This window comes from Clostridium thermopalmarium DSM 5974 (assembly GCF_002995795.1).
Taxonomy (GTDB): domain Bacteria; phylum Bacillota; class Clostridia; order Clostridiales; family Clostridiaceae; genus Clostridium_H; species Clostridium_H thermopalmarium.
In genome coordinates, this window is sequence record NZ_PVXN01000053.1 from 308261 (window position 1) to 322900 (window position 14640).

The following is a 14640-nucleotide window of genomic DNA, read 5'->3' on the forward strand; positions in this document are numbered from 1 at the left end:
AAATCAAGAATTGCAATAAGGCAAACATTAATTTGATATACACAAGGATTATGCATAAAATTTCATAAAAATGTGGATGCATATACAGTAAAGAGGGGGTAAAGTTAATGAATGGAATGCTATATTTGGAAGATGGAACAGTTTATATTGGAAAGGGTTTTGGAAAGAAAGGCACTTCAGTAGGAGAATTGATTTTTAATACTTCTATGACAGGTTACGTGGAAATACTTACAGATCCATCTTATGCAGGTCAAATTATAAACATGACATATCCTCTGATTGGGAATTATGGAGTGAATCAAAGAGATTGGGAATCCAAAAAAATACATGCAAGAGGACTAGTAGTTAAATCTATTTGTGACATGCCTTCTAATTATACTAGTCGAGAAACTATAAACAATATGTTAGAAGATATGAATGTAGTTGGAGTATATGGAGTAGATACAAGAAGTATTACTAAAAAGATAAGAGAAAAGGGGACTATGAGGTGCGTTATAACAAATGAAGAATTAACAATAGGTCAGCTTGCAAGCTACTTAAACACATATAATGATGAAAAAAACTATGTTAAGGAAGTAAGCACTAAAGAAATTTATAATATTCCAGGCGAAGGACATAAAGTAGTTTTAATAGATTTTGGGGCAAAAGCAAATATAATTGAAAATCTGAAGAAAAGAAACTGCGATATTACTGTGGTTCCTTATAACACAAGCTTTGAAGAGATAATGAAGTTAAATCCAGAAGGAGTAATGTTAAGCAATGGACCTGGGGATCCAAAGGATGTACCAGAAGCAGTAGAAACTGTTAAAAAGATTGTAAAAGTTAGTCCAACCTTTGGAATATGTTTAGGACATCAAATATTGGCTCTTGCTTTTGGCGGAAATACCTATAAGATGAAGTTCGGGCATAGAGGTGGAAACCATGGAGTTTATGATATAGAAAAAGATAAGGCTTATATAACAGCTCAAAATCATGGATATGCTGTAGAGAAGGAAAGTATAGAGGATAAGAATCTAATTATTACTCATGTAAATTTAAATGATAATACTGTAGAAGGAATAAGGCACAAGTTTTTACCTGTATTCTCGGTTCAGTTTCATCCAGAGGGAGCACCAGGTCCTGCAGATAGCTCATATTTATTTGATAAATTCATTGATTGTATGGAGCAAAAATTAAAAGAGCAGGCAATGTAGAAAGATTCATCTTAAGGGGGAAGAAATATGTCACTAGATAAAAGTTTGAAAAAGGTTTTAATTTTAGGTTCAGGTCCTATAATCATAGGACAGGCAGCAGAATTTGATTATTCAGGAACTCAAGCTTGTAAGTCTATAAAAGAAGAAGGAATTGAGACTGTTTTAGTAAACAGTAACCCTGCTACCATAATGACTGATTTAAATATAGCTGATAAAGTGTATATTGAACCTCTAAAGGTGGAGGTGATAGAAAGGATTATTGAAAAGGAAAAGCCTAGTGGAATACTCGCAGGATTTGGAGGACAGACTGCTTTAAATATAGCTATGGAACTTCAGAACAAGGGAGTTTTAAAAAAGCATAATGTAAAACTATTAGGGATTAATGCTGACACAATAAAAAAGGCAGAAGATAGAGAAGAATTTAAAAAATTAATGATAGAAATTAAAGAGCCTGTTCCAGAAAGTGCTATTGCAACAAATATGGATCAGTGCAGGGAATTCGTAAAGAAACATGGACTTCCTATAATTATAAGACCAGCATATACGTTAGGAGGAACTGGCGGCGGAATTGCAGAGAACATGGAGCAATATTTAGAGATATGTGAATTAGGATTAAACATGAGTCCTATTCACCAAATACTTCTTGAGCAAAGTGTTGCTGGTTGGAAGGAATTAGAATATGAAGTCATTAGAGATAAAAAGGATAACTGCATTATAATATGTAACATGGAAAATATAGATCCAGTGGGCGTTCATACTGGAGATAGTATAGTGGTAGCTCCCTCACAAACATTGACAGATAAGCAGTATCATATGTTAAGAAATTCAGCCCTTAAAATTATAAGAAGCCTTAAGATTGAGGGAGGGTGTAACATACAATTTGCATTAGATCCTCTTAGCGATAGGTATATAGTTATAGAGGTAAATCCAAGAGTTAGTCGTTCTAGTGCTTTAGCATCTAAAGCTGCAGGTTATCCAATAGCAAAGATTGCTTCCAAAATAGCCATAGGGTATAGTTTAGATGAACTCAAGAATTATGTTACTCAAACTTCCAGTGCTTGTTTTGAACCAGCTCTGGATTATGTAGTGGTTAAGATGCCAAAGTGGCCTTTTGATAAGTTCAGTACCGCTGAAAGAAAACTTGGAACTCAAATGAAGGCAACAGGTGAAGTTATGGCCATTGATAGGAACTTTGAAAGTGCGTTTTTAAAGGCTATAACTTGCTTGGAAGGTAAAATTATTGGGTTAAAGCTTGCAAATGGAGATGAGCTATCAGATGAAGAAGTAATAGACAAAATAAAAATGCAAGATGATGAAAGAATATTTGCCATAGGAGAAGCTCTAAGAAGAGGTGTTTCTATAGATTATATATATGAGCTAACAAAGATCGATAAGTGGTTCTTAAATAAAATAAATAACATAATTAAAATAGAAAAAAGGCTTGAAAGCAAACATGTAGATAATGAATTAATTTGTGAAGCTAGTATTTTAGGATTTACAGATGAACAAATAAGCAAACTATCTAATATAGATGTTGAAAAAATAGAAATAGTTAAGAAATTAAAAGATATATATCCAGTATATAAAATGGTAGATACATGCAGTGGAGAGTTTGAAGCTAAAACTCCATATTATTATTCATGCTATGATAAGGAAGATGAAAATACGGTTTCGGATAGAGAAAAAATTATGGTAATAGGCTCTGGTCCTATAAGAATAGGTCAGGGAATAGAGTTTGATTACTGCTGTGTGCATGGAGCATGGGCAATTAATGAAGCGGGATATGAATCAATTATGATAAATAATAACCCTGAGACCGTAAGCACAGATTTTGATACCTCTGATAAACTTTATTTTGAATCTTTATATATAGATGATGTTATGAATGTGATAAGAAAAGAAAATCCAAAAGGAGTAATACTTCAATTTGGTGGACAAACCTCTATAAATCTTGCAGAGAAATTATCTAAAAAAGGAGTAAATATATTAGGAACTCAGTTTGAGTCTATAGACTTAGCTGAAGATAGAGATAAGTTTAGAAAACTTTTGGAGAGCTTAGATATAAAAACTCCTACAGGCAGAGCGGTTAATAATATAGAAGAGGCTTTCCATGTAGTAGAAAAACTAGGATATCCAGTTATAGTGAGACCTTCCTATGTAATAGGGGGAAGAGCTATGGAAGTGATATATGATAAGATAGCTTTAGAAAAATACATGAATGAAGCAGTAAGCTTAGAAAATGGTCATACTATAATTGTAGATAAGTATGTGAAGGGAATAGAAATAGAAGTAGATGCCATAGCAGATGGAGAAGATATTTTAATTCCAGGTATAATGGAACATGTTGAAAGAACTGGAGTGCATTCAGGAGATAGCATAACAGTATATCCGCCTATGACATTAAAAGAGGAAACTATTGAAAAGCTGGTTGAGAACACTAAAAAGATAGCAAAAGCTCTAAAGACAGTAGGCCTTATAAATATTCAGTATGTATTTGATGGAAAAGATATTTATGTAATTGAAGTTAACCCAAGAGCATCAAGAACTGTACCTATATTAAGCAAAGTAACAGGAGTTCCTATGATAAATATAGCTGTGAAAATCATGCTTGGGGAAAAATTAAAGGATATGTGTTATGGAACTGGTCTTAAAAAAGAAAATTTTCTTCATGCAGTTAAGGTACCAGTGTTTTCTAATGAAAAGCTTGCTGATGTAGATATTTATTTAGGACCAGAGATGAAATCTACTGGAGAAGTTTTAGGAATAGATTATGATTTGGATAAGGCTATCTATAAAGGACTTTTAGGTGCAGGAATAAAAATCGAAACTGAAGGAGCTATATACGTATCTCTCAAAGATGTAGACAAAATAGAAGGAGCGGACATAATAAAGGAATATTATGATTTAGGCTTTAAGGTATATAGTTCAGAAGGAACTGGAAAAATATTAAAACAAAATAATATAGAATGTGAAGTTATAGATACAGAAAAGTTATTTGATTTGATAAATAAGAAAAAAATACAATTTATAATAAACACTCCTACTAAGGGGAATAATAGTGATACCGAAGGATTTAAGATAAGAAGAAAAAGTGCCGAATACAGGGTTCCTATTTTTACATGTATAGATACAGCAAAAATTTGTTTAAGAGCCATAAAGCTAGTTAAACAAAATGAAAAAATTGAATATAGAGCTTTAAATAAGTATTTTGCTAGCTAATAGAAAAAGAGGCTAAGATTTTTGAAATCTTGGCTCTTTTTCTGTATAATATATTTGTTAAAAGGCAGAGAATAGTATTATAATTAAAATATAATAAAATATTTTATTGTAACTAGTTCTTAGGTGAGGAGGTGCATTAATGCCAAAGCCTAGTATTTTTAGCAGTCAATATAATGAAGAAATGAAAAAAAGAAAAAGAATAAAGTTGATAGTAGCTATAGTTCTTTTAATCATTGTACTAGCGGCAGCGTTTGGCGGGAGCATAAACGATAGTATTATAGAAAAGGTGAAGTCAGGGTTTAATAAATCTAAAGAAAAAGATAAAGAACAGGAAGGTAAAGCTGATAACATAAAGCAAGGGAGTAGAAATGAGCAAGAGTATGAAAAAAGTCAGGTAAATGAAGTAAAAAACAAGGAAGTAAACAAGGAAGAAATAAGAAATAATGCTCCTAAGACTGGAAGCTATAATATCAAACTTTCAAATGGAGAAGAAGTAAAACTGACCTATAATATAGTAAATAATGAAAAACAGTATACTGAGGTTCTTCCAAAAGGAATTAATTATGATATAAGTCCTTCCAAGAAAAATATAGTTATTTTAGAAAATAAGACTCAAAATATGATATTGGTTGATTCTAATGGCAATACAAAGGACATAACTAAAAAAGAATATGTATCTAGTAAAAATGATGTGTTTAAAAAAGATAATATTTTAAAATACAAATCTAATTACGTATGGTGTAGTTCACCTAAGTATTTAAATGAGGATAATATAGTCTATGTTTCACAGCTGCCATGGTTTAATAAGGAAAATCAAAAATATCTTTGGAAGTATAATATAAGCAGTAATACTCATTATCACAATCTATCGCAAACAGGGGGAGAACTTACAGGTGTGGATATAAAATATGGGGACAATACTCCAGAAGGTCTAGAAGTAATAGTTGATGGAGTGAAAAACATTATAAAATAAGATAAGGATGGTTTAAGGTATTGGAAATAGGTATTTCGTCAGCATGTTTTTATCCAGATATAAATTTAGAAGATAGTATAAAGCTAATGAAAAGTCTTGGATTTAATAGAGGAGAGATTTTCTTTAACTGTCCAAGTGAATTTACTGAGGAATTTACGGAAATATTATTAGAAGAGAGTAAAAAACATGAGTTTTTTATAAATTCTGTTCATGCTTTTTCATCCTTTTTTGAACCATATATTTTTGATAGTTACAAAAGAAGAAAAAAAGATATGATAAAATACTTCAAACAAGTATGTAAAGCAGGCAAGGCTCTTGGAGCAAAATCATATACATTCCATGGCATAAGAAAAATAGATAACATATTTTTAAATAAGAAACATATAATTGACACATACGATGAATTAATATATATATCGGAAGAAATAGGAATAAAGCTAGCTCAGGAGAATGTATCATGGTGTATGTCATCAGATTTAGATTTTTTGAAAGAGCTTCAGGAGAAATGCAGGTATCCAATAAGTTTTACTTTAGATATAAAACAAGCCTATAGAGCAGGAGTAGCTCCTGAAAGTTATATAGATATAATGGGAAATCAAATTATAAACCTTCATTTAAATGATAAGGATGATAAAAGTTCATGTTTGCTTCCTGGAAGAGGAAATGTAAATTTCAAAAATTTGTTTAAAAAACTAAAAGATGTAGAATATAATGGTATAGGAATATTAGAAGTATATAAAAATAATTTTTTGAAAGGTGAAGAATTAATAGATTCTAGTAAATATTTAACAGAAATTCAATAAATGTTTTTATATAAAATCATTGTTGTAATCTAAACTTTTTAGTATATAATTAGTATTATGATAAAATATGCATATATATATTTGTAAAAAAAGTATATTGTGTGTTATAATATATGAAGTCAAAATAAGTATTTACGGTGATTGGGAGGAAAACTTAATGAACACTAAAATTGAAAGAGTAGAAAATAATGTTGTAAAATTAGAGATAACAGTTGATAAAGAAAAATTTAACGAGGCTATACAAAAGGCATATAAAAACAATGTTAAAAAATTTAATATTCCTGGATTTAGAAAGGGAAAAGCTCCATTAAGCATAATAAAGAGATATTATGGAGAAGGGGTATTTTATCAAGACGCTATAAATTATTGTTGCGAAGATACATATCCAAAGGCTGTAGAAGAACATAACTTATCACCAGTTGACTACCCTAAAATAGACATAGTTGAAATTGGAGAAGGTAAGGATTTCGTGTATACTGCTGAAGTTACAGTTAAACCTGAAGTAAAACTTGATGATTATAAGGGTGTAGAAGTAAAGAAGAACTCTTATACTGTAAGTGATGAAGATGTTGAAAAACAATTAAAGAATATGCAAGAAAAGAATGCAAGAATATCAGTTAAAGAAGAAGGCGCAGTAGAAAAAGGTGATATAGCTATAATAGACTTCAAAGGATACATAGATGATGTAGCATTTGAAGGCGGAGAAGCAACTGACTATTCATTAGAAATAGGTTCTGGTACTTTTATAGATACTTTTGAAGATCAATTAATCGGCTTAAAGGCTGGAGAAGAGAAAGATGTAAAAGTTACTTTCCCAGAAAACTATGGAAGAGAAGAACTAAATGGAAAACCAGCAGTATTTAAAGTAAAGGTTAAAGAAATAAAAGTTAAAGAATTACCAGAAATAGATGATGAATTTGCTAAAGAAGTTTCAGAGTTTGATACTTTAGAAGAATTAAAAAATGATATAAAGCAAAAATTAGAAGAAAGCAATAGAGCAAGAGAAAAAGCAGAATATGAAGAAGCTGTTATAGGAGCTGTAACTGATAGAGCTGAAGTTGAAATTCCAAAGGTTATGATAGATAAAGAAATAGATATGATGCTTAAAGATTTAGAGATGAGATTAAAATATCAAGGATTAGATCTTGAGTCATACTATCAGTACACAAATAACACAGAAGAAAAAGTTAGAGAGTATATGAAAGAAACAGCTGAAAAGAGAGTAAAGACAGAATTAGTTCTTGAAAAGATAATTAAAGATGAAAATATAGTAGCTACTGATGAAGAAATAAAAGAAAAGGCTATGGAAATGGCAAAACAATATGGCGGAAGCGAGCCAGAAAAGTTAGTAGATGCTATAGTTAAGTCACAAAAAGAAATGTTAGCTACACAAATAGTAAATGAAAAGGCTATAAAGCTTTTGGTAGATAACAGCAAGGAGATAGCATAATATGTAATAGGATAAAGCTAATTGCCAGAAAGTATTCTGGCAATTAATTTTACAACAAATTATAAAATTATGAATATGATGCATAATATGGGCGATAATTTAAAGAGTAGACTATTAAAAAAGGAGGAAGATTTTGTATGAGTTTAGTACCAGTAGTAGTTGAACAAACTAATAGAGGGGAAAGATCTTACGATATATATTCTAGATTATTAAAAGACAGAATAGTCTTTCTTGGGGAAGAAGTAAATGATGTAACTGCTAGTTTAGTTGTAGCACAATTATTATTCTTAGAAGGGGAAGATCCAGACAAAGATATATACCTATATATAAATAGTCCTGGTGGTTCAATAACAGCAGGAATGGCTATATACGATACAATGCAGTATATAAAGCCAGATGTATCAACTATATGTGTTGGTATGGCTGCTTCTATGGGGGCTTTTCTTTTAGCTTCAGGGGCGAAAGGAAAAAGGTTTGCTCTTCCTAACAGTGAAATAATGATTCATCAACCTCTTGGAGGATTCCAAGGTCAGGCTACAGACATTGATATTCACGCTAGAAGAATTTTAAGAATTAAAGATAAATTAAATAGGATTCTAAGCGAGAGAACTGGAAAACCATTAGAACAAATACAAAGAGATGTTGAAAGAGATAACTTCATGGAGGCTTATGAAGCTAAAGAGTATGGTCTAATTGACGACGTTATAACTAACAGAAAAAAATAAACCTTAGTGAGGTGTTTGAATGTCTAAATACGATGATAAAAAACAATTAAAGTGCTCCTTTTGTGGTAAGGGACAGGAGCAAGTGAGAAGACTTATTGCTGGCCCCGGTGTATATATATGTGATGAATGTATAGATTTATGTTCTGAAATAATCGAAGATGAATTTGAAGAAAACGCACAGGTTGATTTAACTTCTCTTCCAAAGCCAAGTGAAATTAAATCATACCTTGATCAATATGTAATAGGGCAAGATGATGCTAAAAAGTCATTAGCTGTTGCAGTATATAATCACTACAAAAGAATAAACTCAGCTATTGATGTAGATGATGTTGAACTTCAGAAAAGTAATATACTTCTTGTAGGACCTACTGGCTCTGGAAAAACTTTATTAGCTCAAACTTTAGCTAAGCTTTTAAATGTACCTTTTGCTATAGCTGATGCAACTACATTAACTGAAGCTGGGTATGTTGGAGAAGACGTCGAAAATATATTGTTAAAGTTAATTCAAAATGCAGAATATGATATAGAGAGAGCCGAAAGAGGAATAATCTATATTGATGAAATAGATAAAATAGCAAGAAAATCAGAAAATCCGTCAATAACAAGAGATGTATCAGGAGAAGGCGTACAGCAGGCCTTGCTAAAAATATTAGAAGGAACTGTTGCATCTGTTCCTCCTCAAGGCGGAAGAAAACATCCACATCAAGAGTTTATACAAATAAATACATCAAATATATTATTTATTTGTGGCGGTGCTTTTGATGGTCTTGATAAAATTATAGCTAAAAGGACTAGAAAGAGTTCTTTAGGGTTTGGTTCAGAAGTAAGATCTAAAGAAGATAAAGATATTGGGGAACTATTAAGAGAAGTTGTTCCAGAAGATCTACTAAAATTTGGACTTATACCTGAATTTATAGGAAGATTACCTATACTAGTAACTCTACAATCATTAGATATTGAAGCTCTTGTAAGGATCTTGAAAGAGCCAAAAAATGCTTTAGTAAAACAATACCAGAAGTTGCTACTAATGGATAATGTTGAACTAGAGTTTAAAGATGAAGCTTTAAGACTAATTGCGAATGAGGCTATTGAAAGAAAAACAGGAGCTAGAGGCCTTAGAGCTATAATTGAAGACATAATGAGAGATATAATGTTTGATATACCTTCAAAGACTGATATAAAAAAGGTTATAATAAGCGAGGAAGCAGTAAAATCTAAGAAACCAGAAGTTGTTTTAACTGATGGTGAAGAAAGGCCAGTGATTTCTCAACCAAAGCTTAAAAGAAAGAAGAAAGGACCTGAAACAGCGTAGAATATAAGTAGAAAAAGTTTAGAAATTTAGGAAGGTTTTTTCCTAAATTTTCTAAACTTTTTTTATTTGTGAGAAACTGTATTGAATTATCCCTATTTGCACAAAATAGAAAAAGAGATTACATAACTATAAATATGATAAATTAGGGGATGATATATCAATGGCAGGTTCAATATTAAGTATTATAAGTTTAGGTGTTACCATTATTATGGGTATGTATTTCTTTAATGCTCTTAAAGAACAAAATAGCAGTAAGACTATTTTGAATAGAGAAAGCAGAAAAGAAATGGAAAAGTTAAAAAGAATGGAAAGTTTTAAATTGACTGAGCCACTTACAGAAAAAAGCAGACCAACTTCCTTTGAAGAGATAATAGGCCAAGAAAAAGGAATAAAAGCTCTTAAAGCTGCAATATGTGGTCCTAATCCTCAACATGTCATAATATATGGTCCTCCGGGTGTAGGAAAGACTGCAGCTGCAAGGTTAGTACTAGAATATGCTAAAAGAAAAAGTTTTTCGCCATTTAAAGAAGATTCAAAGTTTGTTGAAATAGATGCAACAACTCTCAGATTTGATGATAGAGGAATAGCTGATCCACTTATAGGCTCTGTGCATGATCCTATATATCAAGGTGCAGGTCCGCTTGGAAGTGCAGGGATACCTCAACCTAAGCCTGGAGCAGTAACAAAAGCTCATGGAGGTATACTGTTTATAGATGAAATAGGAGAACTTCATCCTATAGAAATGAATAAACTTTTAAAGGTTATGGAAGATAGAAAGGTATTTTTAGAAAGTGCCTACTATAATTCGGAAGATCCTAATATACCAGCATACATAAAAGAAGTATTTGATAAAGGACTTCCAGCAGATTTTAGATTAATAGGAGCTACAACAAGAAGTCCAGAAGAAATATGTCCAGCTATACGTTCTCGATGCGTTGAAATTTATTTTAGGCCTCTTCTTGGAGAGGAAATAGAGATAATAGCTCAAAATGCAGTAGATAAGATAGGTTTTAAGATAGAAGAAAAGGCTAAAAAGCTAGTAGGAAAGTATGCTAATAATGGAAGAGATGCAGTAAATTTAATACAGTTAGCATCAGGAATAGCTTTAAATGAAGAAAGAGACCTTATAAAGATTGAAGATATAGAATGGGTTATAGAAAATGGTCAGTATTCACCAAGACCAGAGAAGACTGTTCCGGAAGAACCTCAAATAGGATATGTAAACGGCCTTGCAGTTTATGCTGCTAACATGGGAATTGTTATGGAAATAGAGGCTAGTGCAACAAAAACTATTGAAGGAAAGGGAAAACTCATCATAACAGGAATAATAGAAGAAGAGGAAATAAGCAGTATTAATAAGAAAATAACTAGAAAAAGTACGGTGAGAAGCTCTATAGAAAATGTTTTAACTGTACTTAAAAATATATTTGGCATAAACTGTGATGATTATGATATCCATGTAAATTTTCCAGGTGGAATGCCTGTAGATGGTCCGTCTGCTGGAATAAGCATGGTTACAGCAGTTTACAGTGCAATAATGGGTATACCAGTAGACAATAAAGTTGCTATGACCGGGGAGATTTCTCTTCATGGTATGGTTAAACCAGTAGGAGGGGTAAATGCAAAGATATCAGCTGCTAAAAAGGCAGGAGCAAATACTATAATAATTCCAAAAGAGAACTGGCAGGATAGATTTAAAGATGAGAAAGATGTTAAGATTATTCCAGTAAGATATATTAAAGATGTAATTGATGCAGCGCTGTTGAAGGAAATTAAAAAGGAAGAAAAAGAAGGTGCCGTTATAGAAGTAAACCCTAAAATAGACGTTCTTACAGCTGAATCTGTGATGAACTAGTTAAAATTTCATAGAAACTAAATGGCTTCAAATGAAAATTAATTGAAAAAAAATGTGTTTATGGTTATAATAGCATAGTATAAATTATTTTAATTATGCTACACGACGTAGAGATAATATAGATAGAAGTGAGGGAAAAGTATGGAGAAAAACTTGAAAGTTCTTCCTTTGATTCCATTAAGAGGCCTAACCATATTTCCTCATATGGTGCTGCATTTCGATGTGGGAAGAGAAAAATCTCTTCTAGCAGTTGAAGAAGCTATGCTAAATGGTCAAGAAATTTTCTTAGTATCACAAAGAGAAGCTAAGATAGAAGAGCCAGAAGAAGATGATATCTTCAAAGTAGGAACCATTTGTAATATCAAACAGATATTAAAACTTCCAGGTAACACAGTTAGGGTATTAGTGGAAGGAGAAAACAGGGCAAAGTTAGTTAAATATGTGGATAAGGAACCTTTCTTTAAAGTAGAAATAGAAATATTGGATGATAACACCTGTGAAGATCCTATAAAGTGCGAGGCTTTAATTCGTTCTGTAAAAGAAGCCTTTGAAGAATATACAAAACTTTCTAATACAGTTTCATCTGAAATATTATTGAACATAGATGAATTAGATGAGCCGGGAAGATTTGCTGACGTGGTAAGTTCATATCTAATATTAAAAGAAATAAAAAAGCAAGAGCTTTTAGAGGCATATGATGTAAATGAAAGATTAGAAAAACTTCTTATAATCTTGAAAAATGAAATTGAGATCTTAAAAATAGAAAAGAAAATCGGATTAAAAGTAAAAAGCAAGATTGATAAATCTCAAAAAGAGTACTTTTTAAGAGAACAGCTAAAGGCAATACAAGAAGAGCTTGGAGAAGATGATGAAAATAAAAAAGAGATGGATGAATATGAAAAAAAGATAAAAAAAGGGAAGCTTCCTAAAGAAGTAAAGGATAAGGTTTATTATGAATTAAATAAACTTAAAAATGTTGGATCATATTCATCAGAAGGTGGAGCAATAAGAACCTATTTAGATTGGGTTTTAGATATTCCGTGGAGCAAAAAAACTTCAGATAACTTAGATATAAAAAGAGCTAGAGAGATTTTAGAGAATGAACATTACGGATTAGAAGATGTTAAAGATAGAATAATTGAGTTTTTAGCAGTTAAAAGTATGAGTAAATCAATAAAGGGACCTATACTTTGCTTAGTTGGTCCCCCAGGAGTAGGAAAGACTTCCATAGCAAAATCTATTGCTAATGCTCTAGGTAGAAAGTTTGTAAGAATGTCTCTAGGTGGAGTTAGGGATGAGGCAGAAATAAGAGGACATAGAAGGACTTATGTTGGAGCTATTCCAGGAAGAATAGTATATGGCATGAAAGAAGCTGGCTATAAAAATCCACTATTTTTATTAGATGAAATTGATAAATTAAATGGAGATTTTAGAGGAGATCCAGCTAGTGCATTATTAGAAGTTTTAGACCCAGAACAAAATAAAACTTTTAGGGATCACTATTTAGAATTAGATTTAGATTTATCAGAGGTTATGTTTATAACAACTGCTAATACTTTAGATACAATTCCAAGGCCACTTTTAGATAGAATGGAAATAATAGAGGTGTCTGGATATACCTATGAAGAAAAATTTCATATTGCTAAAAGACATCTCGTAAAAAAGCAGCTTTTAGAGCATAAAATAGATGAAACAAAAGTTTCTTTTTCAGATTCAGCTATATATAAGATTATAGAAGATTATACTAGAGAATCCGGAGTTAGAAATTTAGATAGAAATATTGCTGCTATTATAAGAAAAGCAATTGCAGAAATGTTAGAAAAGGATAAGAAAAAAATTCATATAACAGCTAACCATGTAAGGAAGTATTTAGGACCAGAAATATATACTTATGACAAAATTGACAAGGAAGACAAAATAGGTGTGGTAATGGGAATGGCTTGGACTGGATATGGTGGAGATACTCTTCCAGTAGAAGTTACAGTGATGAATGGCAAAGGAAATCTTCACCTTACTGGACAATTAGGAGATGTAATGAAAGAATCAGCAGAGGCTGGATACAGTTATGTTAGGGCTAATGCTGAAAAGTATAATATAAATCCTGACTTTTACAAAGATAAGGACATACATATCCATGCACCGGAAGGTGCTGTACCTAAGGATGGTCCTTCTGCAGGTGTTACTATGATAACTGCTATGGTGTCAGCTTTAAGCAATAGAAAGGTAAAGCATAATGTAGCAATGACAGGAGAAATAACTTTAACGGGAAGAGTTCTACCTATTGGTGGATTAAAAGAGAAAACTTTAGCTGCTTTTAGGGCAGGAATAGACACAATAATAATTCCAAAAGCAAATGAAAAAGATTTAAGAAAAATACCTAAATCAATTTTAAGTAAAATGAAGGTGATCACAGCAGAAAAAATAGAAGATGTACTTGAAAATGCACTTATAGGGGAGAAATATAATGAAAATTAAAAAATCGGAATTTATAATTTCAGCAGTTAAACCTTCACAATATCCACAGGATAATAGAGTAGAGATAGCTTTTGTTGGAAGATCAAATGCAGGTAAATCATCTTTAATAAATGCTTTAACAAACAGAAGAAACTTAGCTAAAACAAGTTCTACTCCTGGTAAGACAAGATTAATAAATTTTTTTCTTATAAATGATGATTTCTATTTTGTAGATTTACCAGGATACGGATTTGCTAAAGTTTCTAAAAGCGAACAAGAAAAATGGGGACATATGATGGAAGCATATCTCATGGATAGACTTCAATTAAAAAAGATAGTTTTATTAGTAGACTCAAGACACAAGCCTACTAAAGAAGATGTTCAAATGTATGAATGGATTAAATACTATGGATATGAAGCTATAATTGTAGCAACTAAAAGCGATAAATTAAAGAGAAACGACTTTAACAAGAATAAAAAAATAATAAAAGAGACTTTAGGTATTAAGCCGGAAGATAAGTTTACTTTCTTTTCTTCTCTTAATAAAGAGGGAAAAGAAGAGCTGATAGATCTTATTTTAGAAGGAGTAGTAAAGGAAGAGATATTATAAAACATATTTAAAAAGACCATTAAATTATCCTTAGAAGATAATTTAA

General features: G+C 31.4%; 10 protein-coding genes. All 10 read left to right on the top strand.

Going from position 1 to position 14640, the window contains the following annotated elements:
- The first annotated feature begins 107 nt into the window (after positions 1 to 107).
- The 10 genes from carA (at position 108) to yihA (ending at position 14594) form a co-directional block, all read left to right on the top strand.
- Positions 108 to 1193: a glutamine-hydrolyzing carbamoyl-phosphate synthase small subunit gene (carA, locus tag CPAL_RS10675; protein ID WP_061857877.1), complete on the top strand. Its 1086-nt coding sequence runs from the start codon at positions 108 to 110 to the stop codon at positions 1191 to 1193.
- 27 nt (positions 1194 to 1220) lie between these two features.
- A complete protein-coding gene (gene carB / locus CPAL_RS10680) occupies positions 1221 to 4412 on the top strand; it encodes a carbamoyl-phosphate synthase (glutamine-hydrolyzing) large subunit (protein WP_106024590.1) in 3192 nt (1063 codons plus the stop codon).
- 139 nt (positions 4413 to 4551) lie between these two features.
- Positions 4552 to 5385 (top strand): hypothetical protein, encoded by an 834-nt coding sequence (locus CPAL_RS10685; RefSeq protein ID WP_061857875.1) that lies wholly within the window; start codon positions 4552 to 4554, stop codon positions 5383 to 5385.
- Positions 5386 to 5405: 20 nt separating this feature from the next.
- Positions 5406 to 6188 (top strand): sugar phosphate isomerase/epimerase family protein, encoded by a 783-nt coding sequence (locus CPAL_RS10690; RefSeq protein WP_061857874.1) that lies wholly within the window; start codon positions 5406 to 5408, stop codon positions 6186 to 6188.
- Between the two features lie 157 nt (positions 6189 to 6345).
- Positions 6346 to 7638: a trigger factor gene (gene tig / locus CPAL_RS10695; RefSeq protein ID WP_061857873.1), complete on the top strand. Its 1293-nt coding sequence runs from the start codon at positions 6346 to 6348 to the stop codon at positions 7636 to 7638.
- 137 nt (positions 7639 to 7775) lie between these two features.
- The gene (clpP, locus tag CPAL_RS10700; RefSeq protein ID WP_061857872.1) at positions 7776 to 8363 is read left to right on the top strand and encodes an ATP-dependent Clp endopeptidase proteolytic subunit ClpP; all 588 of its coding nucleotides are present in this window, start codon (positions 7776 to 7778) and stop codon (positions 8361 to 8363) included.
- A gap of 19 nt (positions 8364 to 8382) precedes the next feature.
- Positions 8383 to 9675 (top strand): ATP-dependent Clp protease ATP-binding subunit ClpX, encoded by a 1293-nt coding sequence (gene clpX / locus CPAL_RS10705; protein ID WP_061857871.1) that lies wholly within the window; start codon positions 8383 to 8385, stop codon positions 9673 to 9675.
- Between the two features lie 160 nt (positions 9676 to 9835).
- Positions 9836 to 11530: an ATP-dependent protease LonB gene (lonB, locus tag CPAL_RS10710; protein ID WP_061857870.1), complete on the top strand. Its 1695-nt coding sequence runs from the start codon at positions 9836 to 9838 to the stop codon at positions 11528 to 11530.
- Between the two features lie 141 nt (positions 11531 to 11671).
- Positions 11672 to 14005: an endopeptidase La gene (gene lon / locus CPAL_RS10715; protein WP_061857869.1), complete on the top strand. Its 2334-nt coding sequence runs from the start codon at positions 11672 to 11674 to the stop codon at positions 14003 to 14005.
- Positions 13995 to 14594: a ribosome biogenesis GTP-binding protein YihA/YsxC gene (gene yihA, locus CPAL_RS10720; RefSeq protein ID WP_061857868.1), complete on the top strand. Its 600-nt coding sequence runs from the start codon at positions 13995 to 13997 to the stop codon at positions 14592 to 14594. The genes lon and yihA overlap by 11 nt, the downstream gene beginning before the upstream one ends.
- Positions 14595 to 14640 lie beyond the last annotated feature (46 nt).

Excerpts from the sequence above, each read along its gene's own strand:
- clpX (WP_061857871.1), top strand. The coding sequence starts at position 8,383 with ATGTCTAAATACGATGATAAAAAACAATTAAAGTGCTCCTTTTGTGGT.
- lonB (WP_061857870.1), top strand. The coding sequence starts at position 9,836 with ATGGCAGGTTCAATATTAAGTATTATAAGTTTAGGTGTTACCATTATT.
- carA (WP_061857877.1), top strand. The coding sequence starts at position 108 with ATGAATGGAATGCTATATTTGGAAGATGGAACAGTTTATATTGGAAAG.
- lon (WP_061857869.1), top strand. The coding sequence starts at position 11,672 with ATGGAGAAAAACTTGAAAGTTCTTCCTTTGATTCCATTAAGAGGCCTA.
- CPAL_RS10685 (WP_061857875.1), top strand. The coding sequence starts at position 4,552 with ATGCCAAAGCCTAGTATTTTTAGCAGTCAATATAATGAAGAAATGAAA.
- tig (WP_061857873.1), top strand. The coding sequence starts at position 6,346 with ATGAACACTAAAATTGAAAGAGTAGAAAATAATGTTGTAAAATTAGAG.
- carB (WP_106024590.1), top strand. The coding sequence starts at position 1,221 with ATGTCACTAGATAAAAGTTTGAAAAAGGTTTTAATTTTAGGTTCAGGT.
- clpP (WP_061857872.1), top strand. The coding sequence starts at position 7,776 with ATGAGTTTAGTACCAGTAGTAGTTGAACAAACTAATAGAGGGGAAAGA.
- yihA (WP_061857868.1), top strand. The coding sequence starts at position 13,995 with ATGAAAATTAAAAAATCGGAATTTATAATTTCAGCAGTTAAACCTTCA.